Consider the following 26,928-nt stretch of genomic DNA (forward strand, 5'->3'; position numbering starts at 1 on the left):
GTCAGCCAAGGGGCCCGGGCCTTCTGGGCGGCCAGACAGGGTTGAGTCCTTTACGAACGCCTGCAGTGCCGTCCGGTCGAAATACCATACGCAGTGCCAGACCGAACGGTTTCAATACCCGACTCGGTTCAACCTAGTTTAAGTTGCTGAATTGGCGAGGAGGTCGGCGTTGCTAGGTCAGTTCAATCCGGACAAGGGCTCGGCCCACGCCTGGACGGTACTTGCCCCGGCGCCGGGCCACGTCGTGGCGGCGCTCATAGCCATGAGAGCGACGGATCATCGAGCGCCTTGCCAAAGGGGTAGGAAACCCTTCCCTCGCGGGAGTGAATTCTAACTTCGCGGCGATTACGCATTCGCTGGCCGTCCCTGACCATTTGAGTCATGACTTCCATGACCACACTGCCGAAGAGCGACATTGTCAGTGACGCGGAACTCGCCCGCGCGGCTGCGGCCGGCGACCGTTCGGCGCTGGCCAGGATCTACAACCGCTACGCCGCCCCGCTTCAGGCCTACTGCGTTGGCCTGGTGCACGATCGCCACACGGCCTGCGACTGTGTGCAAGACGTCTTCTGCACCGTGGCGGCAGAGTTACCGAGGCTACGTTATCCGGACAAGCTGAGGCCGTGGCTCTACACCATCGCTCGTCGCCGCGCCCTGCGTACCCTTTCCGAACGGCGCCGTGAGCCGGCCTTCGACGAGCTGCCCGACGACGCGGCAACCGGCCCGGGACCGTTCACGTTGACGGCGCGGAAGGAACTCGCTCGACTGATCGCCCAAGCGGCCGGCGGATTATGCGAGCGCGACCGCCATGTGCTTGAGCTTGCGTACCGCTACGGCGTGACGGGAAACGACCTCGCGCAAACCCTGGGCATCAGCTACGACTCGACCAGAAGACTCCTACTGCGGCTGCGCGAGACAGTCGGACGCTCACTTGGTGCGTTGCTGGTGGCTCGGAAAGCCGCCGAGATCGGGTGCCCACAGCTCAACGCAAGCCTGTCCGGCTGGGACGGACACTTCACTGTCCTGATGCGGAAACGCATTGTGCGCCATATTGACTCGTGCTCCACATGCGCTGAATACCGCCGCAGTGCCGTCAGTGCCGTCATCATGCTCGGCGGCGGGCTGCTGAACAAGGTGTCCTAGTCATAAGCCCGTCGCGCTCGTGGTAGCGCATTTTGCGGAGCGCTCACCTTGGCTGCGTACCGCTGTCCCGCAGCATGGCCAGGGTGACAGCCCCACGGGCGATGGCCTCATTGGCCAGACGGACCCGGCGCTCTCCCTCTGCCGGGATACCGAATTTGTCGTACAAGTTCTGCAGATGCTGTTTGATGGCTGCCTCTGTGACGAATAGCTCCTGAGCCATCCGACGAACGGACGCAGCTGCGGGAAAAGGGTCGTCGGAAACCAACGGGCGGCACAAGACGACGAGGACCTCGTGCTCGCGCCGGGTCAGGGTCGGCGGGGGTTCGCTGGGGGCCACTGAAATCGTTTCTTCACCCGCAGCGGTTTCGTCGCCTCCCCTCGCCTCCCAGAAGGTCAACCGCGTCTTGCCGACGCGCAGCTCGTCCCCCGAATGCAGCACGCGTTCCGCTGAGATCTTTTCTCCGTTGAGGTAGGTGCCGTTGCGACTGCCCACATCCCGCACCGACCAAGCAAAGCCGAGGTTTTCCAAGACGGCATGCAAGCGTGAGACGGTCGAATCGTGCTCGAGCGGCACCATATTCGTTGGGGCCTTTCCGACCGTCACTCGTTGGCCGCTCAGTGTGACCAACTCCCGGCCTGACGGTTTCCGGATTTCGAGGTGGGAAGGCACGAAGACAGCGTATTGGGTTAGGGCAATTCGCACGTGCGAGTCAGCCCGCTGAAATGGTTGGAATTCCGTCCTCGCCAGCGCCGACGCACTGGCCGGTGCCGTCGCTACCATCTAAGTAACCTCGAACGAGATTTCAATGACAGATCCGACTGCGAGCTACTCCGAAGGGCTCACTGACACTCAAGCGACGGCCGACAATGCCGACGCGATAGAAATCGGTACGAGAACTCTGGAATCGGCGTTTGCCATCACCGGCCCGCCCCCCAGCCTCACACAGATCGAGGTAGGCCAGCGCCTAGACGACTTCGATCTGCTCGTCGAACTCGGGAGCGGCGCATTCGCGCGAGTCTTTCTGGCCCGACAACAGTCGCTGCAACGACTGGTGGCAGTCAAGGTCTCCGCGAACCGCGACGACGAACCACAAACGCTCGCCCAGCTCGAGCACGATTACATCGTCCGGGTCTTCGACCAGCGGATCCTCCCCGATCGAGAATGCCGGCTGCTGTACATGCAGTATTTGCCCGGCGGAACGCTGCTCAACATCGTTGAGGCAATACGCCGCGCGGGGCGGCCACCCGACTCCGGGCGGGCGTTGCTCGACGCCGTCGACGACGCACTGGAGTCGCGCGGCGAGGTCCGGCCCGTCGAATCATCGACCCGAGCCGAGCTCGCGACCCTGTCCTGGCCCGAGACCGTCGCCTGGCTGGGTAAACGACTGGCGGAAGCCTTGCACTATGCGAGTTCACGGGGCGTCCTGCACCGCGATGTCAAGCTCGCGAACGTACTGCTCGCACCCAACTGCACCCCCAAACTCGCGGACTTCAACATCAGCTTCGGCCGGAACGTAGCGGGCGCAAGCCCATTCACCTATTTCGGCGGGACGCTGTCCTATATGTCCCCCGAGCAGCTCATGGCGTGTCGGCCCGGCCACAAGTTCGACGCGGCAGACCTGGATACCCGCAGCGACATCTATTCCCTCGCAATCGTGCTGTGGGAACTACTGACCGGCCTCAAACCGTTCGATGATTCCACCGCGCAGGCCGCCAGGTCGGACTCGGCAGAATCGGTCGGTGACACCACCGCGCTCGAGCGAATGCTGGCTGCCCGCGCACCAGGGATCTCGTCGGCGGCGCTCGCAGCGCTACCCACGAATTGTCCTGCAGCGCTGCGCAGGGTTCTGCTGAAAGCACTGAACGCCGATCGTGATCAGCGCTGGTCCTCGGGCGCCGAATTCGCCGAGCAACTCCAATTGTGCCTAGATCCGCGCGCTCGTGACCTGGTGGATCCGCCTGCACGAAGTTGGCGGCTCCGTCTGCGTCCGTACTTTCTGCTGATCGCCTCGTTGGCCATCATGATTCCCAACCTGCTGGCCGGCGCGTACAACATCGAGCACAATCAGCTGCTCATCGTCAGCAAGCTTTCCGAGCAGGCCCAGCATCGGTTCGTCCTGATCACCACACTGGTCAACCTGATTTGGTATCCGGTCGGCTTCGCGGTGCTGGTCTACTGGGGTCGTTCCGTCATCCTGGTCCCGCGGCGTATGCGACGTGGGATAGCGCCGTCCCCGCAAGCCTTATCCCAGGCACGCCACGACTGCCTCGTCGCCGGCGATCGGGTGGTCTTCGTCGTGTTCGGCATGTGGTTGCTGGCCGGGCTGACGTTTCCGCTCGCGTTGGAATTGGCCGCGGGTGGAATCCCTGGCAGATCCGCGATTCATTTCTTCGGGTCACTCGCGGTGTGTGGCGCAATCGCGATCGCGTATCCATTCTTTCTGTTGAATTTCTACATCGTGCGCAGCATCTATCCGGAATTGGTGGCCCACGGACACACCCATCCGCGAGAGGCCGAACAGCTGAGTGGCCTCAGCCGTCGACTGCCGTTCTATTTGGCGGTCGCGGCCGCAGTGCCGCTGCTCGGCGTCGTGGCCGTGACTTTCCTGACCGCCCCCGAGATCGCCAAAGTCATCGTGCCGATCCGGGTGCTGTGCATCGGGGGAATTGCCGCATTCGCACTCGTGTATTGGCTGTCGCAACAGATCGAATTTGACATCCAAGCGCTCAAACGGGTGATTCGCCACCGGGCGCCACACTAGCTTTGCGGGTGTCAGCCCGGTTGAGCCAGCCCGCAGAGCCGGCGCACCGCGCCCAATCCCTGGGGCGTTCCGGGCCAATGCTTCTCCAGCATCTGCGGGCCCGCCGTGCGCACGACGATGCGCAGCATGATCGCGACGACGAGGGCGTCGTCGAGGAAGCCGATCACCGGAATGAAATCCGGGATCAGGTCGATGGGCGAGACGAGGTAACAGAGCAACAGCACCAGTTCGACGCGGACCATCCGCGGCACCGCGCGGTCGGTGGCCACGCGCTTGAACAGCCGCAGCAGGTCGGGCAGCAGGCGGATCATTTCGCCGACGCCGATGTCGTCCGGTTTGGCCAGCCAGATCGCTGCCACCAGGATCAGCCAGGCGAGCAGTATGCCGCTCAGGGCGCCGATGACAATCGACCACATCGCTGAATCCTTCCGCCGGCATCGCGCTCGACACGGGTTGCCATTCACCTCAGATCCAAACCCCGTTCACCCTACGCGCGAAGGCGAGCCCGCGCCGGAAGCGATATCACCGGCGCTATCGCAATGCGACAACAACACATATCCCGGAGAGGCGCGGAGTCTCCGAGGGCATGGGTGAATCGCGAAAGCGATATCACCGGTGATATCTTCGCGCCCGGCTACGCCATCACGATGCCGGAACAACGACCGGAAGGCGTTGGGCAGCAGAGCAATTCGCTAGCCCGAACGCCGCGAGTCGTCGTCGGCGCTCAAGTACCGGCGATTTAGCCGGTCGATGAGGATCTCCGCCTCGTCGATGTCACGGCGTAGTGCGGCCGCTTCGGTCCGCATCGCGCGCTGCCGTTCGGTGCGGCCGTTGCCGCCATGGCGTTCGAGCCACGTCAGCCGCCCTGTCATCTCCCGCACCTGCCCGCGCAGCAGGCCGATGAACCGCGAGGCTTGGATGACCTGCCAGCCGTCCTCGGGGGCGGGATGGGCGACCGATCGCGTGGTCCCCTTGGTTCGCCTTGGTGTAGACGGGTTTTCGCGGGCGGGCCTGGAAGTCATTGCAACGTGTGATTGACCGGCAACTGAAACCCCGCTGAACCTGGCGTCAACCAACGCCTGAACTCCGGCGCAACGTCCGATCGGGTTCTCGCGCGCCGTTCCTACTGTTGGCCGGGAAAGGTGGGGAGGGCGTCCCGGATTCGCTGGAGGTCGCCCTCGATGCCCTGCAGGTCGTGCTGGACGTTCTGCAGATCAGAGAGAGCGCCCTGGTAGCCGGGCTGGATCTCGGCCTTGCCCGAATTCTGGTACTGCGGGCAGTAGGAGACGATCGCGCCGGCGGTGAAGTTGGCGCTTTGATCGGCGTCCCATATCGACGACTGCTGAACGAAGCGGACGGCATCCGCGAGATTGTCCTGGTGAGTGAGGAACTCGCAGACGGCGTGGCCGTGTGCCGTCACGTATTCCTGGCTGGGCACCGTCACGCCGTTGTGTCGAAGGACGTCGACGAACGCGCTGTCGACGATGTTCGTCGGAGGAGCTTGCGGCGGCGGCGGAACGGGCGGCGCCGCGCTCGGTGCCACGGCGGCGGGGGGAGGTGCCGCGGCGGGCTCGGCGGCCGGCTGTGAGTCGCGGGTCATCATCACGACGCACGCGGCGCCGGCGATCAGGGACAGCGGCAGCGCAGCAAGGAGGCCGAAGCGGCGCAACACCCTCCGCGGTCTGAACGGCGTGATGTCGGGAACGTCACGCGCGGCGACCACCTCGGGTACGGACGCCTCCACACGGTGGCCCAGGCGCTCGTCGAGCAGAGCGTCGATCTCCTGGATCGATCGCCGGCCAGAAGCGATGCGCCGCAGCTCCGAGTCGATCGTCTCCCGATCGCGCATGTCAACCAGTCTGCTGGCGCCGCGACGTTCTCACAAGCGGCGAGCGGCTCAGTCGTCGATGTGCATCGGCGGGTCGGCGAAGTCGAAGCCCCCGGGGTTCTGGCCGGGACCCATCGGATCGCACCGCCTCTCGGGCACGAGGAAGGAACTCATGCCGCTCGGCATCAAGTGCGTGAAGACCACGCAGCGTTGCCAGGTGCCGTCGGGCTGAACGGGTCCGTCGCACTTGCTGAGATAGGGCCCGCCGTATTGGCAGCCGGCGTTGGCCGACGGCGCCGCCGCGATCAGCCCCCCGGTTAGGAGCGCGGCGCCCAGGCCCGCGATGCCGGCGGCCCGACCCAGCCGCGATCTGATGCTCAATCCAGCCATGGCGTCTCCCTAGGATTGCTTCCCCAATCATTGCACCGCAGCGACGTCGGCAAACCACATCGGCCCGGGCACTTGCCTCGTGGCATCGACCGCAGGCGTAACCCCCCTGAGAGCGGGTAATCGACATCCAGACGTCGATTGGCCGGAGGTGGAACGATGCCGATCACGGCGGGGCCCGTTCCCGGGGCGACATCCGGGTTGCGCATGGTCCGACTGGACCCCGGACATTTCCGTACCGGGCGTTGGTTGTTATTGGCCGAGGGCGTGGCGGTGAGCGCTTTCGGCGTTGCGGGGCTGGTCTCCGCGGTGCTGCATCCGCATGCCGGGCGCGCCGGCGCCCCGGTTCTCGGCATGGCGTCGACCCCGGCGCACAGCGTCGTACTGGTGGCACTGGGCGTGGCCGCCATCGTGGCGGTCGGCAAACGCCGCGCGGCGGTGGCGATCACCGCGGCGAGCGCGCTGGCCTACATGGCGCTGTTATTCTTCAGCGCCGTAGCGACCACACGCACCAAGCCGACGCTGTTTGGGTTCCACGCGGCCGACGTCTTGCTCCACGGGATACTGGCGGTGGTCAACTTGGCGCTGCTGATGTGGCTGATTCCCGACGAGCTGGGCGACCCGACATGGGTGCCGCGCCGCCGCCGCGGTCGCGAAGCGAAGGCCGCCGATGCCGTCAGCGAGCCGACGGCCACATCCCTGAATGTGCCGGCGACATCGACGCCGCTTCCTCCGTCGGAGCCCGCGGAGGCGCCAACCCGGGAGCCTGACGCGGGTCGAAGCCCGCCCCGACATCGATTCGAGCCCGGCCACTCCGGCGCGGGAGTGGCAGACGATGAGCCGGCGGCAGCCACGCACGACGCCGCGAACTCCAAACGTTCGATCTTCCCGCTCCCCCGCGGCGCCGCACTCGTCGCCGTGGCGGTTCTGGCAGCCGTCATCGTCGTCAGCTGGGTGCGTCGCCGCCGGTCCCACCGCTGATCGCGTCCCGCACCCGTCCCCGCGCCCGGTCGAGCATTTCCCTGGCGGCGGCCGCGTCGACCCCCGCGAGCAGCGCGACGACCGCGGTCTTGGCGTGACCGCCGGCGGCGGCGAGCGCGGCCGTCGCGGTCCCCTCGTCGACGCCGGCCGCGTCGCGGACGATCCGCACCGCGCGCCGGCGCAGCTTCGCGTTGGTCGCGCGCACGTCGACCATCCGCGGCCCGTAGGCCTTGCCGAGCGCGATCATCACGCTCGTCGAGAGCGCGTTGAGGGTGACCTTCTGCGCCGTTCCCGCCGTCAGCCGCGTCGAGCCGGCCAACACCTCGGGCCCCGTCAGCAGCTCGATCACGACGTCCGCGGCGGCCTCGCCGCCGCGGTTGTTCACGATCGCCACGGTCAGCGCGCCCACAGCCCGGGCATGCTCGAGCGCACCGAGCACATAGGGGGTACGGCCCGACGCCGTGATCCCGACGAGCGCGTCGTCCGCGGTCAGCCCGGCGAGGTCGGCGGGGTCGAAAGTGTCCTCCGCGCCTTCGATCGCCTCGGTCAGCGCCGCCGGCCCGCCGGCGATCACGCCGCGCACCAGGTCGGTGCCGAACGTCGGCGCGCACTCGGCCGCGTCGAGCACCCCGAGGCGACCCGGCGTGCCGGCGCCGGCGTAGATCAGGCGGCCGCCGCGCTCGAGCCGCGCCACGATGGCCTCGGCGGCCGCTGTGATCCGCGGAACTGCGGCCGCGACGGCGCCGTGCGCGTCGCCCTCGGCGGCAACGAGGAGCGCGACGACCTCGCCCACTGGCCAGGCATCGAGGTCGTCCAGTCCCGGCCGCGCGGCCTCGGTCGCGAGGGCGTCAAGCCCTTGGGGGACAGGGGCTTTGGCGTCGCGGCGCACGCGGATCACGTGCGGCTCGTGGATGGCCACGAGCCGCAGCGCACCGTCGAGGGCGTCGCCGGCGGACGGGACGAGGTCGAGTCGAGCGCGCAGTGCCGTCACCCCCGCCAGGCCGCCGACCATCGCCACCGGGCCGTCCCCGGCCGCGCGGGCGGTCGCGGCGAGCGATCCGGCGGCCGCGTCGACGATCGACCTCGCCACTTCGTCACGTTCGGCGGCGAAGACATCTGGGGCGAAGGACGCGAGGGCGGCGGCATCGGTGAGCCGCGGCGGCCACTCCTCCGGCGGGCCGAAGCGGGCACGGGCGGCATCGAGCAGCGTGGTCGACGGGCCGCGGCCGTCGCGGGCACGCAGTGCGGCGCGCAGCCCGGCGGCACCGATCCAGGCGCCGCCGCCCTCGTCGCCCAGCCACGGTCCCCAGCCGTCGGCGGTCCGCAGCGCGCCGTCGGCACCGATCGCCAGCGCGACCGCTCCGGTGCCGACGCACAGCACCACGCCCGGCCGCCCGTCGAGCGCGCCCGCGTGCGCGATGACGGCGTCGCCGGTCACGCTCACGCGTTCCACCCGCAGCGACGCGAGCAGCGCTTCACCCAGCGCTCGCGCCGCGCCGGGCGCCCTGAGCGCCCCGGCGGCGCCGACGACCACCTCGGCGACCGCGCCCAGGTCCCATCCCGCATCGCGGACAGCCCCGCGGATCGCCGCCCCCGCGGCAGCCACACCGCCGGGTGCGCCGAGTCCCGGCGCGCCCGGTCCCTCGGCCCTTCGGCCGCCCAGCCCGGCGCGGCAGCGCGTCTTGCCGAGGTCGACAGCAAGGATCACCGCATCCGTCCTTCGCGCAAGGCGGCACCAAGGGCACCGCCCCCGGCCGCGGTTCGTAAGGTTCCCTTCATGATCGACGACACTTTCCGCCTGCTCGCGCGCAACACGTCGCGGCTCGGGCGTGCGCTGCCGGTGGTCGGCAGATTCCTCGGTCGCCGGGCCACGCTGGACCTCGACGGCCGCGTCGTGTTCGTCACGGGCGCAGCCCGCGGCCTGGGCGCGGAAATCGCCCGCCAGGCGCACGCGCGCGGGGCCGCCGTCGCGCTGGTCGGCCGCCGGCTGGCCCCGTTGCAGCAGCTCGCCGACGAATTGGGCGAGCGCAGCGCGGCTTTCGAGGCGGACGTCACCGACGCGGCCGCGCTGCAGCGCGCCGCCGACGACACGGTGGCGAGGTTCGGGGGCATCGACGTGGTGGTCGCGAACGCCGGCATCGCACCGCCCTCGGAGACGGTCGCCGCCATCGACCCCGCCGAATTCGAGCGCACCCTCGAAGTGAACCTGCTCGGCCAGTGGAAGACCGTGCGCGCCACGGTCCCGGCGCTCGTCGAGCGCCAGGGGCACATCGTGTTCATCGGGTCCATCTTCGCGTTCTTCAACGGGGTGCTCGCCGCGTCCTACGCCGTGAGCAAGGCCGGCGTCGAGCAACTGGCCAGGGCGCTGCGCGTCGAGCTGGCGCCGCACGGGGTCACGGCGGGCATCGCCTACCTCGGATTCATCGACACCGACCTGACGGCCAACGCTTTCGCGGATCAGCACGTCACCGCCATGCGCGAAGCGATGCCCGGTTTCCTGTCCCGGCCGATCCCGGTTGCCGACGCGGCCAAGGCGGTGCTCGACGGCATCGAGAGCCGCGCCGCCACCACGAACGCACCGGCGTGGGTCACGCCGATGCTGCGGACGCGCAGCATCACGACCGCGGTCATGGACGACTTCCTGCTGCACAGCCGCGCCGTCCGGTCGGCCGTCAGCGACTCGGAGCGGGCGGCGCACGACCAGCGCTGAAGCCCGGTATCGATCATTCCGGCCCGGCGGCCGCCGGGTAAGCGTCACTGTATGGAGGTGCGGCGACACCGCCGCTGGTTCCCTGCTGACGAAGGGAGTCGGGAGGTTGGACGACGAGAGCGACCGCCAGCCCGGCGGTCAACAGCTTGCCGATCGCGGTCATCACCGCCGGGTGGGTCGCCCGCATCGCGACGCAGAAGGCGAGATCGCCGACGCAGAACGCGCAGCGGCCGAAATGCGCTCGCACGGAAGGCCTTTCGGTGTCCGCGGCGAACCATTCGACCGGCGTTCGCCGTTCTATCTGGGGTTGACGGCCTCGGCCGGAGTGGCGGTGACCTACGGTGCGGTGCGCGTTCTGGGAGAGGCGGGCCCGGTCCTGGTTCTGATCGGGGCCGCGATGTTCTTCGCGCTCGGACTGGAGCCCGCGGTGTCGGGGCTGGTGAACCGCAAGGTGCCGCGCTGGGCGGCGGTGACGCTGGTCGTCGTGCTCGTGTTCGGGGTCTTCGCCGGTGCGGTGGCGGCCGCCATCCCCCCGCTGGTGCAGGAGGCGCGACAATTCGTCGAGCAGGTCCCGCACTTCATGCAGGAGGCGCAAAACCACTCCACGTTGCTGGGCCGGCTCAACGAGCGATTCCACGTGCAGCAGCGGGTCACCGATTTCCTGCGCAGCTCCGGGACGCCGGCGGTGGGCGGGATTCTCCGGGCCGGCGAGTCGGTCATCGGGGTGCTCTCACACGTGGGCGTGGTGGCCGTGCTCACCGTCTACTTCCTCGGCGACCTCCCCCGGATCCGGACGACCATGTACCGGCTGGTGCCGAAATCGCGCCGTCCGCGGGCGATCCTCATCGGCGACGAGGTGATGGCCAAGGTCGGCGACTATGTCTTCGGCAACGTGCTGACGTCAGTGATCGCCGGGGCGGCGACGTTCGCGTGGTGCTTTTTCCTCGACGTCCCCTATGCGGTGCTGCTCGGGGTGTTCGTCGCGATCATCGATCTCTTCCCCTACGGGTCGACCGTCGGCGGCTTCGTCGTCGCCCTGGTCGCGCTGACCGTCTCGATCCCGGTCGCCATCGCGACGGTGGTCTTCTACGTCGCCTTCCGGTTGGCCGAGGATTACCTGTTGACCCCCAAGATCATCGGGCGGGCGGTCCGGGTGCCCGGCGGGGTGACCGTTTTCGCCGTCCTCATCGGGGCCGCGCTGCTCGGCGCGATCGGGGCGCTGGTCGCGATCCCCGTCGCCGCGGCGGTCCAGCTTCTCGTGTCCGAATTGCTCTTCCCCGCGCTCGACGAAGCGTGACCCGCTTCGTCAGGCCGCCGAGTCGGGCTCCATCAGGTCCCCGAGGTCGGGCAGCGGCCGGCTGCAGATCTCCGCGGCCTCGTCGGCGGGCAACCCGAACATGACGAGCACGGCCCGGGTGGCACGGTCGGCCGCCTCGGCGTCGTCTCGCCGGGGCTCGTCCTCGAGCAACTGACCCAGCCCCATGAGGGCGCCACCGGCCAACGACAACGCGAGCGCGGGATCGTCGACGGTGAAGCGGCCGGCGCGCGCGGCGACGCGGATGTCGCGCAGGGCCCGCGGCGCCAGGCCGCGGTCGGCGGAGATCATCGTCAGCCCGCTGTTGAGCAGCACCCGGGACATCTCCGGGCGGCGCCTGAACAGTCGCCCGATGAGCCGAAAGCTCCGGGCGAACGTCTCCGCCGGGTCCTCGTCCTCGGTCGTGAGCTTGTCGAGCAACGCGCCGAGGCCATCGAGGACCTCGTTGACGGCGGCCTGAAACAACTGGTCCTTGCTGTCGAAGTGGTTGTAGAACGAGCCCATCCCCACGTCGGCGGCCTGCGTGATCTCGAGGACGGGCACGTTGAACTTGCCCGCCGCGATGAAGGTCTGCGCGGCGCTGATGAGGGCCGCGCGCGTGCGCATCTTCCGCCGCTCGAGCCGGTTGTCCGCCGGCGCGTCCGGGTTGGTCATGAACCGATGCTAGCAAGCCGTCATCAGTTTTGAAGATTTCGTCATTAACTCTTGACTGACGCGCCCCTCGTAAGTGACGATATCGTCAGTCAATCGAGGAGGCGACCGTGACAACCCACGTCGACGCACACAAGGACCTGCACAGCGAGGACGGCGCCCGACCCGGCGAACACCCCGGGCGCTCGAAGAACCCACTGATCAAGGTCCGCGACCTGGCCTGGCTCGAATTCGAGAAGCGGGACCTCGGCCGTGCGGAGGCCTTCGCCCGGGCGTTCGGCTTCACGACCGTCCTGCACACCGCCGAAGAGTTGCACCTGCGCGGCACCGACGCCGGCTCGCCGTGCCTGCTGGTCCGCCGAGGCGCCCGCTCCAGGTTTTCGGGGATCGCCTTCGCCGCGCAGGACGAGGCCGACCTCGGCCGCCTCGCAGGCGCGACCGGCAGAAAGGTCCGGGCGCTGCCGGAGGCACTCGGCGGCAGGGCGGTCGACCTGGTCGACCCCGTCGGTACGCCGGTGCGCGTGGTCGCCGGCACGCACGAGTTGGCGGGGCTGGCCGCGCAACAGCCCCACGTCTTCAACTTCGGACACGACCTGCGCCGCGCCAACGCCACGCAGCGGCCCCCTCGGGAACCCGCAAGCGTGCAGCGGCTCGGGCATGTCGTGCTGCAGAGCGCGAAATACATCGAGACTTTGAACTGGTATCTCGACCACTTCGGTCTCATCGTCAGCGACTTCATGTACTACGCCGGGCAGCGCGACCGTGGACCGACGATGAGCTTCATCCGCTGTGACCGCGGTTCGACGCCGAGCGACCACCACACGCTGGCCATGGCGCTGGGGCCGTCGAACCGCTACGTGCACTCCGCGTACCAGGTGTGCGATCTCGACGCGATCGCCGCCGGCGGCGAATACCTGCTTGAGCGCGGCTACCAGCGCTCGTGGGGCATCGGCCGGCACATCCAGGGCAGCCAGATCTTCGACTATTGGCGCGACCCCGACGGGTTCATGGTGGAGCACTTCAGCGACGGCGACATGTTCGACAACACGCTGGAACCCGGGTGGGCGCCGTTCACCGCGTCCGGCCTGGCCCAGTGGGGCCCGCCCGCGACCAAGGATTTCCTCGGCCTCACCCCGGGCAAGGAAGCAGTCAGCGAACTGCGGTCGATGCTGACCGCGGTCCGCGACGACGACAACGAATTCGACATCACCCGCCTGCGCGGACTCCTGAAAGTGGCACGGTCATGAGCATTTCCATCTATCGCACCTCTGACGCCTGGTGGGCCGGCACGGCCGACGCCGTGGCCAAGATCGACACAGCCGCCGCCACCACGGCGCAACTGCTGGCCGACCGGGCCGCGATCGAGCGAGCGGCCGCGAGCACCGAGACTGTGGCGGTCGACAGCCTTGACCTGTTCTCGCCCGTGACCACGCCGTGCCGCGTCGTCGCCCAGATGACGAACTTCGCCTCGCACGTCGAGGACACGGGCGGCAACCCGAAGACTGTGCCGCTCACGTTCTTTCGCAAGGCGTCGGGGTCCATCACCGGCCCGGCCGGGGGGATCGTCAAGCCGGAGCATGTGCGCCTGCTCGACTACGAGGTGGAGATCGGCCTGGTGATCGGCCGCGACCTGCCGGTGGGCACCGAGGTCACCGCCGAGAACCTGTCCGACTACGTCTGCGGGCTGGTCGTGACCAATGACGTGTCGGCGCGCGACGTGCAGCTCACCAAAACCCAGTTCTACGAAGCCAAGTCGTACCCGACCTTTACGCCCGTCGGACCGGCGCTGGTGCTGCTCGACGCCGACGAGCTGGGGCGCTTCGGCGACCTGCGCCTGCAACTGCGCGTCAACGGCGAACCGCGGCAGGACAGCACGGTCGAGAAAGACATGATCTACCGCCCGGTGCAGGCGCTCGGCGCCCTGGCCCGATTCCAGCAGCTGTCGGCCGGGGACCTGGTCCTGACCGGCACCCCGGTCGGCACGGCGCTGTCGGCGCCGCCGAAGGCCGTGCAGAAGCTGGTGGGCCTGCTGCCGGACGATGTGAAGTGGAAGCTCTTCTTCACCGGCCAGGCCAAGAACTCCAAGTACCTGCACGACGGCGACGTCGTCGAGGCCACCGTGGCCACCGACGACGGCAAGATCGACCTGGGCACGCAGCGCAATGTGGTGAGGTACTCGTGAACGAGGTCCACGAATACGTGCCGGTGGTGATCGTGGGCGCCGGGCCGGTCGGGGTGACGACGGCGACGATCCTCGCGCAGTACGGCGTCGATTGCTTGGTCTTGGATCGCTGGGCGAACGTATACCCGCAACCGCGCGCGGTGCACATCGACGACGAGGTCCGCCGCATCCTGAGCCGGCTGGGGGTTGGCGATCAGTTCGACGCCATCTCGCGGCCCGCGCGCGGCATGCAGCTGCGGGACCCAAAAATGAACGTGCTGACCCAGTTTCACCGAGAACGCGCGGAGACGTCCAACGGCTACCCGCAGGCCAACATGTTCGACCAGCCCGAGCTGGAAACGCTGCTGCGGTCGAATCTCGGGCACTACCCGCACGCGGCGCTGCGCGGCGACTGCGAGGTGACCGAGGTCGTGCAGGTCGGCGCCGACCGGGTGCGGGTGACGTTCGTCGACCGCGCCCGGGACGTCGTGCACCGCGTCGAGACGAGCTATCTGCTGGGCTGCGACGGCGCCAACAGCATGGTGCGCACGGCGGTGGGCGCCTGCATGCAGGACATGGGGTTCGAACAACGTTGGCTCGTCGTCGATGTGAACACGGACGCCGACCTCGACCAGTGCGACTTCGTGCACCAGGTCTGCGACCCGCACCGGGCGGGAACCTACATGCGGGTCGGGCCGAGCAGGTACCGGTGGGAGTTCCGGCTGCTGCCGGAGGAGACCGCCGAGGACTTCAACACGCTCGCGACGCTGTATCCGCTGATCCGACCCTGGGTGCAAAGGGTTGAACCCGAACAACTTCAGCTCGTCCGGGTTGCGCAGTACACGTTTCGCGCCCAGGTCGCCGACCATTGGCGCCGCGAGAACATGTTCCTGCTCGGTGATGCCGCCCACCTCACTCCCCCGTTCATCGGCCAGGGCCTGTGCGCGGGACTTCGCGACGCCATGAATCTCGGCTGGAAGCTGGCCGGCGTCGTCAACGGCTGGCTGCCGGAAACCGTGCTCGACAGTTACGAGGAGGAACGTAAACCCCACGCGACGTACATGATCCGCTTTGCCCTCGCGATGGGCCTGACCATGACGGCCGGCGGCCGCGCGGGCAACCTCCTCCGTCGCCTCGTGGTTCCGCGCCTCCATCTGGTCCCGGGCCTGCGCGACAAGATCATCGACAGCACCACGCCGCCACTGCATTCCTGCGCATTGGTGATCAAGGATCATCGCCGCGGCCTCGCCGGCCGGCTTTGCCCGAATCCCCTGCTGGCCGACGGGAAACGGCTCGACGACGTCGTCGGGCGACGCTTCGCCGTCGTCACGGCTGCGCCAATATCCGGGCAGGCTCGCGAGGAGCTGGCCCGCCGGGGCGCCGTCGTCGTCACGGCCGAACCCGGCGGCGAGCTGGCGGCCTGGCTGCGACGGGGACACGCCAACGCCGCTGTGGTGCGGCCCGACGGGACGGTGATGTACGCGCGCCGGGACGCGGCCGACATCGCCCGCCACGCTCCGCTGTTCGCCCCCAGCCTCGCCGATGCCTAGGCCCGTGCCTATGCGCCGGCGTTCGGGCGTCGCGACCTACCGACGCAACCTCTACTCCACCGACGCCATTCTGGACCCCTATCCCCACTACGCCCGGCTGCGTCAGTTGGGTGCGATGGTCTGGCTACCCAGGCAGCGGGTGTTCGCGCTGCCGCGTTACGCCGAATGTAAGGCGGTGCTGCGCGACGACACCACCTTCCTGTCGGGCCACGGGGTGGGGCTGAACCCGATCGTCAACAGGCTCTCTCGGGGAACGACGCTCAACAGCGATGGCGAGGAACACGAGCAGCGCCGCAAACTGCTGGCCCACCGGATGTTGCCGCGGGCGCTGCGCTCGATGAGCGATGCCATCGAAGGGCAGGCCGAGGCGGTGGTCGCCGCCGCGGTCGAACACGGACACGTCGACGGCGTCGCCGACCTCGCCACGGCCCTGCCGCTGGCGGTGGTGCCGGACCTCCTCGGCTGGCCGTCGGACGGCCGCGACCGCTTGTTGGCTTGGGGGGCCGCGACATTCGACGCGCTGGGCCCCCTCAATCACATCGCGGCAAAGGCCGCGCCCGCCAGCCTGCAGATGAAAGGCTTCTCAACGCGCGTGGTGCGCCGGCGGTCGGTGTCGGAGGGCAGCATGGGGCACGACATCCTCATCGCGAAAGACGCCGGAAAGATCACGCAAAGTGAATGTTCGGCGCTGCTGATCGACTACCTGGCGCCCTCGCTGGACACCACGATCAGCGGCATCGCCAGCGCGCTGGCCCTGTTCGCAATGCACCCCGACCAGTGGGAGCTCCTGAAGACGGAACCAACGCTCGTCTCCAGCGCGATCAACGAGGTGCTGCGGTACGAATCGCCGCTGCGGGCGTTCTCCCGGAAAACCGCCCGCGACATCACCATTGAGGGTGTCGACGTGCCCGCCGGGGCGAGGGTGCTGGTGATCTACGCGTCCGCCAACCGCGACGAACGGGAGTGGACCGATCCGGACACCTTCGATATCCGGCGCGACGCCAACCGCCAGCTCAGCTTCGGCCATGGGACGCACGCCTGCGCCGGCCAGGGCTTGGCTCGCGTCGAGATGCAGGCGATCCTCGGCGCGCTGTTGCGACAGGTCGACCGGATAGAGCTTGCCGGCGAGCCGGCATGGGGGGTGAACAACATCATCCGCTGCTACAAGCGGCTTCCGCTCAAGCTCATTGCCGCTTGAAAGCTCAGCGGCGCTCCGGGCCCAGCAGGCGACCCACCAGGGAGCGGCTCTTGTCGTGTTCACGCTCCTGGAGGAGGAAACGAATGCCTTCCTCGATCGCGGCCTTCGTGGAATCCCGCACCTTGCGCACCGTGGGGTCGTCGTCCTGCGAGCCGCTCAGCGACGCGGTGGAGATCGGCCGGCCGAACCAGAAGTACTGGCGTTCAAGGCGTGGAATGGGCGTCGGCCCGATGCCGCGCCAGATCGGCCACGAGTCCGGGCTGCCGAGCACCTTCTCGACGAACAACCGCTCCGGGGCCAGTATAGGATTGTCCGCGTTGACGACGATGTCCACGGCATCGTCGGCGCCGACCGACGCGAACGGGACGATCGGGTAACCGTACTGAATGGCCAAGCGGGCGAACCCCATTCGGTTCTTCCACATGAGCTTGTAGCGCTCACCCTTGCGCTTGGCCACCTCGCGGGCACCGCCCGGGAACACCAGGATCAGCTCGCCCCGCCGCATCAACTCGGCGCAGTTCGCGCGCGTGCCCTCGACGACGCCGACGCGCTTGAGCATGTCGCGCCAGCCCGGCACCTTGAATAGGGCGTGGTCGCCAAGGCCCCGCACGATGCGTCCGCGCTCCCACAGCTCCGCGCACAGCAGCGGCAGGTCGAGCGCCCCCAGGACGGTGTGGTTGCCGACCAGCAGCGCGCCGCGCTCGGCGACCTCGTCGATCCCGTACACCTTGGGGTTGATCAGCTTGCGCAGGGGCTCGATCAGCCGCAGGACGACCGCGATCTCGGCGGGCGAGGGCGCGTCGCGAACCGAAGCGGCGGCATTGGCGCTCATGACGAGATTATCCGCCACACCGGGGTCAGTCGTCGGCGATCGGCGGGAGACTGAGCGCCGGGACGGTGGCTTCGCGGTGCGCCACCGACCGCGCGGCCACCGCGAACGCCTGGAGCTTGTCGATCACGGTCTGCCCCTCCGGCTTGTGGCCCCAGATGCTGATGCCCTGATGGGTGGTCGGCTTCCAGACGGACTCGTCCACGACGATCGGGTTCCAGCCGACCTCCCACTCGAATCCCGACGGGGTCATCGCGTAGTACGAAAGTTCCTTGTCGTTCGTGTGCTGACCGACCGACAGCGCCATCTCGAAGCCCAGCTCCTTGACGCGCTGATACGACGTCACCATGTCGTCGAGCGTGGCCACCTGGACGTTCACGTGTTGCACCCGCGTGCGAATGGGGTTGACGGGCAACTTCTTCACCGACGCGATCGCCACCGTATGGTGACGTTCGTTGACGCGCAGGAAGCGGATCTTCAGCTTCAGGCCGTTGATCGTCTCGTCAATGTAGTCCGACAGGCGCGCGTTGAACACGTGGTCGTAGTAGCCGCGCATCTGGTGCGGCTTCTTCGTGGCGATCGCCACGTGGCCCAATCCGCCTGCGCCCGTGACGAATCCACTGCCCGGAATGTCCAGCGCGAGCGGGGCGGTGCGGGCGGTGGTGTACACCTCCTGCGTGAGCCCGTTGGGTCCGGGGAACCGTAGGAAGCGTTCGACGCCACGGAGTTTGGCGTCGTCGTCGCAGCCCTCGGTGTGGGGCACGCCGTGGTCGGCGACTCGGCGGCAGACCTCGTCGAAGGTGGTGTGGTCGTCTAGGTGCCAGCCCAGGGCGACGACGTCCTCGGCCGGCCCCCGGCGCACGAGGAAGCGACATTCGTTGGCGTCCAAGCGGAACCGCATGGTGTCGGGCAGCATGTCGTCGAGATGCATGCCGACCGCATCGCGGCCGAAGCGCTTCCAGTCGGCGAACTTGTTGGTTTCGATCACGGCATAGCCCAGGTGGACGTTGCCAAAGATGTCAGTGGTCATGAGATTGTCCTTCGATATGTCAGGCCGTCAGAAACGCGGTGGTGACGGCGTTGAAGAAGTCGGCGCGTTCCCACTGGACCCAGTGGCCCGTGTTCGCCGTGATGAGCACGTCGGCGTTGGGCATCCGCTCGCCCAGCATCGCCGCGCCGCTGGGCTTGTTGACCTTGTCGTCCCGCCCCCAGATGACCAGCGTCGGGGTGGCCAGGTGGTTGAGCCGGCGGTCGCGGGTGAAATCCATCCGCCACAGCGCGCCTAGCGCCGCGGGCCGTTGCAACGGCGGGTTGGCGACGACCTCGGGCTCGATCGACGACTGGTAGCGCGCCTCGATCAGGGCCTCGGGAACGGCCTCGCCGTCGTACACCAGATACGTGCGGATGAAGGTGCGCAGCTTGTCCAGGCTGGGCCCGTCGCCGCCGTAGTACGACAGCAGGCTCTTCAGGCCCGCGGTGGGCAACCCGCGCGTCGTCCCGACTCCGCCCGGACCCATCAGCACCAGCTTGTCGACCCGATGCGGGGTGTCCAGGGCGAGGCGCAACGCGCAGGCACCGCCGTAGGAGTTGCCGACGAGGTGCGCGCGCTGGATGCCGAGTTGGTCGAGCATGCCGCGGATGTGCTCGGCCAGGTAGCCGAACGGGTCGTTGCGGTCGACGCCCTTGGCCGAGCGGCCGTAGCCGGGCATGTCGGGGACGATCACCCGGAAGTTCTCGGCCAGGGGCTCGATGTTCCGCGAAAAGTTCGACACGCCCGACGCGCCCGGCCCGCCGCCGTGCAGGAGGACCACCGGCGCACCCTCTCCCGCGTCGACGAGGAAGATGTCCTTCCCGTTGACGCGCACGGTGCGCTCGGTCATGGTGTTGCTTGTCATCGATTCCGCCCCTATACCTTCAACCCGGCCGGGGGTGCCGGCAGCCGCTGGTCTTCCTTGGCGGCCGCGTACACGAACCCGTCGGGCCGCACCGCCACCACCGACGCGCCGCGCTTGTCCAGCCAGCGCGTCAGGACGCCGTCGGCGTCCACGACGCTGTCCGCGCTCGGAACCGCGCCGGGCACAAGGATTTTCAGCACGGGAACGCCCGCTTCACGCCAGGCCCGCAAATCGGGGGCGGGACCGAGGTGCAGGACGGTCCAGCGGCCGCCGATGACGTCGTCCAGGCGGACGGCGTCGCCCTTCTCCTCGACGACCCACGGCTGCGGGATGAGGCAGCCGACCGCGCCGTTTCCGTTGTGCGCCAACAGCCCGGTGCGATACCGCGCGTCCGGCAGCCAGCGGTGCTGGCGGAGCCACGACGTGAACCCGGGCACCTTGCTCGCGGTGCGGAAGAAGTGGTTTCGCACGGCGGCGCGCCGCGGGTCGCGCTGGATGATCAGCCTGCCCGTCTTGACCGCGCGGTTGGTCACGTCCTTGACGTGCGGCAGCCGCTCGGCCTGGTAGGTGTCGAGCACCGATTCGGGCAGGGAGCCGTTGAGCACCGCGCCCAGCTTCCAGCACAGGTTCGCCACGTCGCGGACGCCGGCGCACATGCCCTGGCCGATCCACGGCGGCATCGCGTGTGCGGCGTCGCCGGCCAGGAAGACGCGGCCGACGCGCCACCGGTCGGCGAATCGGACGTGGTGGCTGTAGCAGGCGAACCCGAGGATCTTCACGTCGTCGGGCGAGATCCCCTGACGCCGCAGCACCTTCCAGATCGCCTCCTCGGAGAGGAGGTCCTTCTCGTCCTCGTCGTCGCGCACCGGGAACTCCCACCGGTGGTGGCCCAGCGGGGTGGGGCAGTCGACGGTCGGCCGCTCGGGGTTGCAGTGGAACCGCAGCCGGTCGTGGCCGGGCCACTCCTTGAGCACCTTGGTGTCAATGACGATCCAGCGCTCACCGTAGGTGCGCCCGCTGAAACCGATGCCCAGCTGGCCGCGGATGAAGCTCGATCCGCCGTCCGCGGCGATGACGTACGAGGCACGGATCCGGCGGAATTCGTCGACGCGAAGATCGGCCAGCATCAACTCGACGTGGTCGTCGCGCTGCACCACCCGCAGGCATTCGTGCTCGAGCAAAACCGTGACGTTGGGGAAGCGGTCCACCCCCTCGCGCAACACCTTCTCCAGGGCCGGTTGGTAGATGAACTGCTGCGGCGGGTGGCCGTTACCGCGCGACACCGGCAAGAGCCGCACGAACGGCACGCCGTCGGCGTCGACGAAGTTGGCGCCGTTGCCGGGCTGCATGTCGGCGTTGAGGCGGTCGGCCAGGCCGACCTGCTGCCAGATCCGCACGACCTCTTCGTCGGTCGATATGGCCCTGGCGCGCGTGTAGATGTTCGGATCGCGCTCGACGACGACGACCTTGAGGCCCAGCTGGCCGAGCAGGTTGGCGGCGGTGACGCCGACCGGCCCGTACCCGACGATCGCTACGTCGTAAATCGGTTGGTCTGCCATGAGGGGAACTTTCGGTGAAGAGGTTGTTAATGTAGTGATCCATACAGTAAGCTCTCGATAGCGAGCTCGTCAACACCCCGGAGGAGGGAATGTGGCACAGAAAAAGTCGGCGCCCCCCCGCGCCGCCGAACCCCGTCCCCAGCGGCGCACACGTGCCAACGGCGAACAGTCCCGCGAGCGGATCCTCGACGCGGCAACCGAAGTCGCCACCGAGCGCGGTTATGACGGCACGACCATCTCGCTTGTCAGCAAGAAGAGCGGCCTGCCGCCGACCTCTATCTACTGGCACTTCGCCGACAAGGACGACCTGATCGCCGCGGTCATCGAACGAAGCTTTCAGCGCTGGCTGGCCGAGCTCGACCTGCCCGAAGTGACGGCGGGTCACGAGTTCGTCAGGGAGCTCGGCGGGCGGGTCGCGAAGGCGCTCCTCGACGCGCCGGACTTCCTCCGCCTCGGGCTCATGCTGAGCCTGGAGCGTCGCCCCGTCGAGCCACGGGCCAGGGAGATGTTCCTCGAGGTCCGCGATCGCGCGTTCCGCCGGTTCGAAACCATGGTGCGGCAGGTGGCGCCGAAGCTCGACGACGAGGGTGTGCGCCTGCTCACGACCTACGCGATCGCCGGCGCCGACGGTCTGTTCATCGCCAAGGAAGTCGGCGGGGATTCCGTCGACCTGGTCAGGCTGTTGGACCTGCACGCCCGGGTCGTCTTCGAGGCAGCGGCCAAGCTGCTCGAACCCGGGGGGCCGGCATGACCACGGAGACCGCTCGGCTGACCGACGCGGCGCAACTGCTTTACGACGCGCAGAGCACCCGCGTCCCGATCGAGCCGCTGACGCAGATGTATCCGAATATGACGGTCGCGCAGGCATACTCGGTGCAGCGCGCCAACATGGCCCGCCACCTCGCCGAGGGTCGTGTGCTGCGCGGCCACAAGATCGGCATCACCTCCGCGCCCATGCAGGAGCTTCTCGGCGTGGACGAGCCGGACTTCGGCTACATCCTCGACAGCATGGTGCTGCCCGACGCGGCGACCGTGCCGGTCACCGCGTTCTGCGCGCCGCGCGTCGAGCCGGAGGTCGCATTCCTGATGCGCGCGCCTCTGCGTGGGCCGGGAGTGACGATCGCCGACGTGCTGGCCGCCACGGAAGCGGTCGCCCCGGCGTTGGAGATCGTGGACAGCCGGATCGCCGATTGGCGGATCACGTTGGCGGACACCGTGGCCGACAACGCGAGCTCCGGTGCGGTGGTGCTGGGTGAGTGGGTGCCGATCGGCCGGGCGCCGGCGCTCCCCGAGACGACCGCGACGCTCGTCGTCAACGGCGTGACCGTCGCCACGGGCGCGGGCACCGCCGTGCTGGGTCATCCCGCGGCGGCCGTCGCCTGGCTGGCCAACGCGGTCGCGAAATACGGCACCACCATCGAGGCCGGCGAGTTCGTCATGTCCGGCTCGTACACCACGGCGCCGTTCGTCGGGGCGGGAGATCGGGCGTCGGCGACGGTCAGCGGGCTCGGCTCCGTCAGCGTGAGTTTCGAGTAGGGAGCAGTTCAGTGAGTGACGAACGATATCGGGTCGCCATCATCGGGTCGGGCAACATCGGCACCGACCTGATGATCAAAGCTGTCCGCAGCGATGGCCCGCTGGAAATGGCGGCGATGATCGGCATCGACCCCGGGTCCGAGGGGCTGGCCAGGGCGAAACGCCTAGGCGTCCCAACGTCTTCGGAGGGGATCGAGGGCCTGCTGGCGATGCCCCACTTCGACGACATCCGGCTGGTGTTCGACGCCACCAGCGCCAGCGCCCACGTCGGGCACTGGAACATGCTGCGCGACAATGACGTCCGCGTCCTCGACCTGACGCCGGCGGCCGTCGGACCCTTCTGCGTGCCGGTGGTGAACCTGGATGACCACATCGACGCGCCGAACCTGAACATGGTGACGTGCGGGGGCCAGGCCACCGTGCCGATCGTCGCCGCCGTCAACAACGCCGCCCCGGTGTCATACGCCGAGATCGTCTCCTCGATCTCGTCCAAGTCGGCCGGCCCGGGCACGCGCGCCAACATCGACGAGTTGACCGAGACCACCGCCACCGCGCTGAAAGTGGTTGGCGGAGCGCAGCGAAGCAAGGCGGTGATCATCCTCAACCCGGCCGATCCGCCGATTCTCATGCGCAACACCGTTTACTGCCTGGTCGAGGGCGACTGCGACCACGAGGCCATGAACGCCTCGATCGCCGCCATGGTGGAGCGGGTCACCGCGTATGTGCCGGGCTACCGGCTCACCAAGCCCGTTCAGTTCGAGACGTTCGACGCCGACCGGCCGCTGCACATCCCGGAGACCGGGAAGTTCATGGGCACCCGGGTCACTGTCATGCTGCAGGTGACGGGCGCCGCGCACTACCTGCCCGCCTACGCGGGCAACCTCGACATCATGACGTCGGCCGCCCTGGCCACCGCGGAACGGATCGCCGCGCACTCGATGACGGCGCTGGGAGCACGGAAATGACCAAGCCGCTCTACATCAGCGACGTGACGCTGCGCGACGGGATGCACGCCGTCCGGCACTCCTACACGCTCGAGCAGGTCACCGCGATCGCCCGGGCGCTCGATGCCGGCGGCGTCGACTCGATCGAGGTTGCCCACGGCGACGGGCTTTCCGGGTCCAGCTGCGTCTACGGGTTCGGCGCCCACACCGACCTGGAGTGGATCGAAGCCGTGGCCGCGACGGTGACGAGGGCCAAGGTGGCGACCCTCGTGCTGCCGGGCGTCGGGACGGTGAAAGACCTCACCGCCGCGCACCGGGCGGGCGCGAGTGTGGTGCGCGTCGCGACGCACTGCACGGAGGCCGATATCTCCGCGCACCACATCGCCGCGGCACGTGACCTCGGCATGGACACCGTCGGTTTCCTGATGATGAGCCACATGACCGCGCCGCAGAAACTCGCCGAACAGGCCGTCCTGATGGAGGGATACGGGGCCGGGTGCGTCTACGTCGTCGACTCCGGTGGCGCGATGACCATGCGTGACGTCGCCGAACGCGTGCAGGCCGTCCGCGAAAGCTTGGACGAAGCAACCGAAGTCGGTATCCACGCCCACCACAACATGGCGCTCGGAGTGGCCAACTCGATCGTCGCCGTCGAGCACGGCTGCCACCGTGTCGATGCCTCGCTGACGGGCATGGGCGCGGGCGCCGGCAACGCGCCGCTGGAGGTCTTCGTCGCCGCGGCCACCCGGATGGGCTGGAAACACGGCTGCGACCTCAACGCGCTCGAAGATGCCGCCGACGACCTGGTGCGGCCCCTGCAGGAGCGCCCGGTGCGCGTCGACCGGGAGACCCTGACGCTCGGCTACGCCGGCGTGTACTCCAGCTTCCTGCGGCACGCCGAGGCGACCGCCGACCGGTTCGACGTCGACGCGCGTTCGCTCCTGGTGGAAGCCGGCCGTCGCGGCCTGATCGGCGGCCAGGAGGACCTGCTCGTCGACATCGCTCTGGACCTGACCGGCGACCGGGCCTCCGGATAAGCCCCGGCCTACCGCACGCGGGCTACGGTGCGGCCGCGACGGAGTCAGGACGCCGGCTAACGCGTCGCGACATCGAGGCGATACACCATCGTGAGGATCGACACGGGCACGAGCCCGCAGCTTGCCCGGCGAATCAGCGGACGCCGCGGCTGGTGACTCGTGCCCGGACTGTGCGGCCCGACAGGGGTGAATCGATGAGAAGGCTGGTTGCTCTCTGTATCCCGGCCACTGCCTGGCTAGGCCTCAGCGTTCCCGCGGCACAGGCGGATATCGGCGGAAACGTTCCCGGCCCCGGGTTGTGCGACTATCCCGGGGTGGGGGGCTCGGGCATGGAGATGGGTGCCTATCACTACTGGTGCGACTTCCCCACCGAGGAGAACGGCAGCCGCTGGCACTGCGAGTACGGTGGCGGCGCGGTGCAGGGTGTCGGTGGCGTCAACATCCTGCTCTTCAGCGCCTCGGTCATCACTCCCCTGGGCGTACTGGAGGGGACGTGTTCGTTCCGCTGCCCCGATGGCTCGCTCTCGGCCCCGCCGAATCCGCCGGGCGCATGGAAGAACGCGCTCACCCCGAAGAAATGCGTTCCGGTCGAGGTTGCGCCGGCATCCGAACCGAACCACGAGCTGCCGCCTTGGCCGGGGCAACTTCCGGGTGTGACCAATCCGGCTACCCCGAACCCGGTGACCACGGAGAATCCGTAGCCAGACTGCAGCCGTCTATCTCCCGTCTTTCTTCCGGGAGAGGAAGGCCTGCATGTGCTCCTGCGGTTCGCCGGTCAGGAACGCCAGCCCGAACTGTTCGACGCTGTCCTCGACCGCCGCGTGCACCGTCATGTCGAACCACTTGTTGAGCAGCCGCTTCTGCTGCCGGACCGCGTGCGGGCCGAAAGTGGTGAATCTGGTTGCCAGCGCGGCGATTCGGTCGTCGAGACCGTCGGGTGCGACCACCTCGTGCACGAGGCCCCAGGTGGCCGCCGTGGCGGCGTCGATAGTCTCGCCGGTCATCAGCAGCCACGCCGCGTGCGACGCGCCGATCAGCGCCGGCATCAACGCCGCGTGGATCACCGACGGGATTCCGACGGCCACCTCCGGCATACCGAAGGTGGCGCCCGACTCGGCGATCCGCAGGTCGCAGCACATCGCGACTTCCAGGCCGCCACCCAGGCACCAACCCGCCAACCGGGCGATGACGGGGACCGGGCACTCGCGGATGGCCTCGCACAGACCGGCGAGCCGGCGGATGAACGCTTCGGCGCTCGATCGGTCCAGGGCGACCATCTCGTTGATGTCCGCGCCGCCGATGAACGCCCTGTCACCCTGTCCCCGGAACACGACGGCCCGGGCCTCGTCGTCTTGCCCGACGGCCCCGAACGCCTCCGTGAGTTCCGCGATGGCGCCGGACCCGATGATGTTGAGGGGCTTCGAGTTAACGAGCTCGACGGTCACCACGCCGCCGTTCCGATCGACTCTGACGAATCGTGGCTCCATAAGGCTCATCCGCTCCTCGGTCGGCGCGGACGAAGACTAGCACCCGGCACACCGTGTTGAGCCATTCCGAGAAGGCGAACGAAAGTCAGGACACACTCAGTAGAGCGGGACCCACACTCCGAAGAACCAGTATCCCCAGCCTCCGTACTGCCAGTTGAAGACGGGCAGGACGGTGAAGGTGTTGTAGTTGAACGGGCCGAAATCCGCCCTCGCCAGGGCCACGTCGCGCGGCGGCCCGTACCACGGGCGATTCCAGCCACCGGGAGGCGGCGGACCGTCCCACCCACCGGGGGGCGGGGGCCCGTACCAGCCGGGCGGCGCGTGGTGCGGAGGCGGCCCGTCATTCCAGCCGAAGCCCCGCTCGCGCGGCGGCGGGGGCGCGCCGCGGCCCACGACGTTGAATTGAATGTCTCCGCCCGGGCCGCCTATCTGCGTGCTGGCGGTGACCACATCGCGGCGCGGGACGTAGGGCTGGTGCACGGGCTGGGTGCTCGGCGGATTGAGGTCCGGACGCCCTTCCCGGTTGGGCGGCGGCCCGCTCGGGCCGTTAGCCGGCGCGTTCGTCTGGCTCCCCGGACCCTGGGGGCCCGGCCCATTGTCGCGGTCGCCGGGTCCATAGTTGCGGTCGCCGGGTCCGTTGCTGGGCGCGCCCGGCGAGGCACCCGGACCGTTCTGCGGCGCCGAGGGCTCCTCCCGTGGTGGCCCGCCGTGCTGCGTGCCGGGGGCGGGGTTCTGCGTTTGCGGCGCCGGGTTCTGGCTCTGTTGCGGCGGGGGGGTCTGCGGCTGTGGTGGGTGATGGGGTTGCGGGCCCCGCGACCCCCCCCCCGCGCTGCCCGGGCCCCCCCCCCCCCCGGGGCCCCCCGGGGTACCCCCGCCCCCCCCCCCCCCCCCGGGGCAGCCCCGGCCCGGGGGGGGGGGGGCCCCCGGGGGGGGACCCCCCGGCCCCCGGGCGCCC

Annotated in this window: 28 protein-coding genes and 1 pseudogene; 14 read left to right on the top strand and 15 right to left on the bottom strand. The window is 68.7% G+C overall.

Features of this window, described 5'->3' with window-relative positions; translation table 11 throughout:
* Positions 1-381: 381 nt before the first annotated feature.
* Complete coding sequence (locus GPY60_RS06585; RefSeq protein WP_231639389.1) at positions 382-1,143, top strand: RNA polymerase sigma factor; 762 nt, start codon at positions 382-384, stop codon at positions 1,141-1,143.
* Between the two features lie 43 nt (positions 1,144-1,186).
* Here the strand turns inward: GPY60_RS06585 and GPY60_RS06590 are convergent, their stop codons facing one another.
* Positions 1,187-1,813: an FHA domain-containing protein gene (locus tag GPY60_RS06590; RefSeq protein ID WP_156686835.1), complete on the bottom strand. Its 627-nt coding sequence runs from the start codon at positions 1,811-1,813 to the stop codon at positions 1,187-1,189.
* A gap of 136 nt (positions 1,814-1,949) precedes the next feature.
* Between GPY60_RS06590 and GPY60_RS06595 the strand changes: the two genes are divergently transcribed.
* Positions 1,950-3,905, top strand: coding sequence for a serine/threonine-protein kinase (locus GPY60_RS06595; protein ID WP_156686836.1), 1,956 nt, complete (start codon positions 1,950-1,952; stop codon positions 3,903-3,905).
* 11 nt (positions 3,906-3,916) lie between these two features.
* On the opposite strand, the gene GPY60_RS06600 is transcribed toward GPY60_RS06595, so the two are convergent.
* The 4 genes from GPY60_RS06600 to GPY60_RS06615 form a co-directional block, all read right to left on the bottom strand.
* On the bottom strand, positions 3,917-4,321 hold the full coding sequence (locus GPY60_RS06600; RefSeq protein WP_156686837.1) for a YkvA family protein: 405 nt from the start codon (positions 4,319-4,321) through the stop codon (positions 3,917-3,919).
* Positions 4,322-4,597: 276 nt separating this feature from the next.
* Entirely contained in the window at positions 4,598-4,927 is a 330-nt protein-coding gene (locus tag GPY60_RS06605; protein ID WP_156686838.1) for a hypothetical protein, read from the bottom strand.
* Between the two features lie 101 nt (positions 4,928-5,028).
* Positions 5,029-5,754 (bottom strand): DUF732 domain-containing protein, encoded by a 726-nt coding sequence (locus tag GPY60_RS06610; protein WP_156686839.1) that lies wholly within the window; start codon positions 5,752-5,754, stop codon positions 5,029-5,031.
* A gap of 48 nt (positions 5,755-5,802) precedes the next feature.
* The gene (locus GPY60_RS06615; RefSeq protein ID WP_156686840.1) at positions 5,803-6,123 is read right to left on the bottom strand and encodes a CDGP domain-containing protein; all 321 of its coding nucleotides are present in this window, start codon (positions 6,121-6,123) and stop codon (positions 5,803-5,805) included.
* A gap of 156 nt (positions 6,124-6,279) precedes the next feature.
* On the opposite strand from GPY60_RS06615, the gene GPY60_RS06620 reads away from it, so the two are divergent.
* Positions 6,280-7,101, top strand: a complete 822-nt coding sequence (locus tag GPY60_RS06620) for a DUF4383 domain-containing protein (protein WP_156686841.1) — start codon at positions 6,280-6,282, stop codon at positions 7,099-7,101.
* Here the strand turns inward: GPY60_RS06620 and GPY60_RS27690 are convergent.
* Both GPY60_RS27690 and GPY60_RS27695 read right to left on the bottom strand, forming a co-directional pair.
* Positions 7,067-7,990, bottom strand: coding sequence for an N-acetylmuramic acid 6-phosphate etherase (locus GPY60_RS27690; protein WP_370462662.1), 924 nt, complete (start codon positions 7,988-7,990; stop codon positions 7,067-7,069). The genes GPY60_RS06620 and GPY60_RS27690 overlap by 35 nt on opposite strands.
* Before the next feature lie 84 nt (positions 7,991-8,074).
* Positions 8,075-8,809: pseudogene (locus tag GPY60_RS27695) on the bottom strand (BadF/BadG/BcrA/BcrD ATPase family protein); the annotation flags it as partial.
* A 69-nt stretch (positions 8,810-8,878) separates the two neighbouring features.
* Here GPY60_RS27695 and GPY60_RS06630 point away from each other — a divergent pair.
* Positions 8,879-9,811, top strand: coding sequence for an SDR family oxidoreductase (locus tag GPY60_RS06630; protein ID WP_156686842.1), 933 nt, complete (start codon positions 8,879-8,881; stop codon positions 9,809-9,811).
* A gap of 13 nt (positions 9,812-9,824) precedes the next feature.
* On the opposite strand, the gene GPY60_RS26555 is transcribed toward GPY60_RS06630, so the two are convergent.
* Complete coding sequence (locus tag GPY60_RS26555) at positions 9,825-10,058, bottom strand: hypothetical protein (protein ID WP_197283564.1); 234 nt, start codon at positions 10,056-10,058, stop codon at positions 9,825-9,827.
* Between the two features lie 60 nt (positions 10,059-10,118).
* Here GPY60_RS26555 and GPY60_RS06635 point away from each other — a divergent pair, with 60 nt between their 5' ends.
* Positions 10,119-11,108 (top strand): AI-2E family transporter, encoded by a 990-nt coding sequence (locus GPY60_RS06635; protein WP_197283565.1) that lies wholly within the window; start codon positions 10,119-10,121, stop codon positions 11,106-11,108.
* A gap of 9 nt (positions 11,109-11,117) precedes the next feature.
* On the opposite strand, the gene GPY60_RS06640 is transcribed toward GPY60_RS06635, so the two are convergent.
* Complete coding sequence (locus GPY60_RS06640) at positions 11,118-11,780, bottom strand: TetR/AcrR family transcriptional regulator (protein WP_156686843.1); 663 nt, start codon at positions 11,778-11,780, stop codon at positions 11,118-11,120.
* 107 nt (positions 11,781-11,887) lie between these two features.
* On the opposite strand from GPY60_RS06640, the gene GPY60_RS06645 reads away from it, so the two are divergent.
* Genes GPY60_RS06645 through GPY60_RS06660 form a run of 4 tightly spaced genes read left to right on the top strand, consistent with a single transcriptional unit; the run spans position 11,888 to position 16,686 of the window.
* Positions 11,888-13,024 carry a VOC family protein gene (locus GPY60_RS06645; protein ID WP_156686844.1) on the top strand — a complete coding sequence of 379 codons (1,137 nt, stop codon included), beginning with the start codon at positions 11,888-11,890 and terminating at the stop codon, positions 13,022-13,024.
* The gene (locus tag GPY60_RS06650; RefSeq protein WP_156686845.1) at positions 13,021-13,959 is read left to right on the top strand and encodes a fumarylacetoacetate hydrolase family protein; all 939 of its coding nucleotides are present in this window, start codon (positions 13,021-13,023) and stop codon (positions 13,957-13,959) included. The genes GPY60_RS06645 and GPY60_RS06650 overlap by 4 nt, the downstream gene beginning before the upstream one ends.
* Entirely contained in the window at positions 13,956-15,488 is a 1,533-nt protein-coding gene (gene mhpA / locus GPY60_RS06655; RefSeq protein ID WP_231639393.1) for a bifunctional 3-(3-hydroxy-phenyl)propionate/3-hydroxycinnamic acid hydroxylase MhpA, read from the top strand. Before GPY60_RS06650 ends, mhpA begins: the two co-directional genes overlap by 4 nt.
* 10 nt (positions 15,489-15,498) lie before the next feature.
* The gene (locus tag GPY60_RS06660; protein WP_156686846.1) at positions 15,499-16,686 is read left to right on the top strand and encodes a cytochrome P450; all 1,188 of its coding nucleotides are present in this window, start codon (positions 15,499-15,501) and stop codon (positions 16,684-16,686) included.
* A 4-nt stretch (positions 16,687-16,690) separates the two neighbouring features.
* On the opposite strand, the gene GPY60_RS06665 is transcribed toward GPY60_RS06660, so the two are convergent.
* Genes GPY60_RS06665 through GPY60_RS06680 form a run of 4 tightly spaced genes read right to left on the bottom strand, consistent with a single transcriptional unit; the run spans position 16,691 to position 20,969 of the window.
* Complete coding sequence (locus tag GPY60_RS06665) at positions 16,691-17,518, bottom strand: lysophospholipid acyltransferase family protein (protein ID WP_156686847.1); 828 nt, start codon at positions 17,516-17,518, stop codon at positions 16,691-16,693.
* 25 nt (positions 17,519-17,543) lie between these two features.
* On the bottom strand, positions 17,544-18,545 hold the full coding sequence (locus GPY60_RS06670; protein ID WP_156686848.1) for a VOC family protein: 1,002 nt from the start codon (positions 18,543-18,545) through the stop codon (positions 17,544-17,546).
* 19 nt (positions 18,546-18,564) lie between these two features.
* Complete coding sequence (locus GPY60_RS06675) at positions 18,565-19,410, bottom strand: alpha/beta fold hydrolase (protein WP_156686849.1); 846 nt, start codon at positions 19,408-19,410, stop codon at positions 18,565-18,567.
* An 11-nt stretch (positions 19,411-19,421) separates the two neighbouring features.
* A complete protein-coding gene (locus GPY60_RS06680) occupies positions 19,422-20,969 on the bottom strand; it encodes a bifunctional 3-(3-hydroxy-phenyl)propionate/3-hydroxycinnamic acid hydroxylase (protein WP_156686850.1) in 1,548 nt (515 codons plus the stop codon).
* A gap of 91 nt (positions 20,970-21,060) precedes the next feature.
* Here GPY60_RS06680 and GPY60_RS06685 point away from each other — a divergent pair, with 91 nt between their 5' ends.
* From GPY60_RS06685 to GPY60_RS06705, 5 genes are all read left to right on the top strand, one after another.
* Positions 21,061-21,720 (top strand): TetR/AcrR family transcriptional regulator, encoded by a 660-nt coding sequence (locus GPY60_RS06685; RefSeq protein ID WP_156686851.1) that lies wholly within the window; start codon positions 21,061-21,063, stop codon positions 21,718-21,720.
* Positions 21,717-22,505 carry a 2-keto-4-pentenoate hydratase gene (locus GPY60_RS06690; protein WP_156686852.1) on the top strand — a complete coding sequence of 263 codons (789 nt, stop codon included), beginning with the start codon at positions 21,717-21,719 and terminating at the stop codon, positions 22,503-22,505. Before GPY60_RS06685 ends, GPY60_RS06690 begins: the two co-directional genes overlap by 4 nt.
* A gap of 11 nt (positions 22,506-22,516) precedes the next feature.
* Positions 22,517-23,470: an acetaldehyde dehydrogenase (acetylating) gene (locus GPY60_RS06695; protein ID WP_156686853.1), complete on the top strand. Its 954-nt coding sequence runs from the start codon at positions 22,517-22,519 to the stop codon at positions 23,468-23,470.
* Positions 23,467-24,486: a 4-hydroxy-2-oxovalerate aldolase gene (gene dmpG, locus GPY60_RS06700; RefSeq protein ID WP_156686854.1), complete on the top strand. Its 1,020-nt coding sequence runs from the start codon at positions 23,467-23,469 to the stop codon at positions 24,484-24,486. The genes GPY60_RS06695 and dmpG overlap by 4 nt, the downstream gene beginning before the upstream one ends.
* 194 nt (positions 24,487-24,680) lie before the next feature.
* Complete coding sequence (locus tag GPY60_RS06705) at positions 24,681-25,187, top strand: hypothetical protein (protein ID WP_156686855.1); 507 nt, start codon at positions 24,681-24,683, stop codon at positions 25,185-25,187.
* Between the two features lie 15 nt (positions 25,188-25,202).
* On the opposite strand, the gene GPY60_RS06710 is transcribed toward GPY60_RS06705, so the two are convergent.
* Complete coding sequence (locus tag GPY60_RS06710) at positions 25,203-25,982, bottom strand: enoyl-CoA hydratase (protein WP_156686856.1); 780 nt, start codon at positions 25,980-25,982, stop codon at positions 25,203-25,205.
* Between the two features lie 87 nt (positions 25,983-26,069).
* Positions 26,070-26,928 (bottom strand): MAP_0585 family protein (locus tag GPY60_RS26975; protein ID WP_231639395.1); only part of this gene is annotated, 859 nt, incomplete at its 5' end.

The sequence above is a fragment of the Mycobacterium sp. Marseille-P9652 genome (assembly GCF_902652685.1).
Taxonomy (GTDB): Bacteria; Actinomycetota; Actinomycetes; order Mycobacteriales; family Mycobacteriaceae; genus Mycobacterium.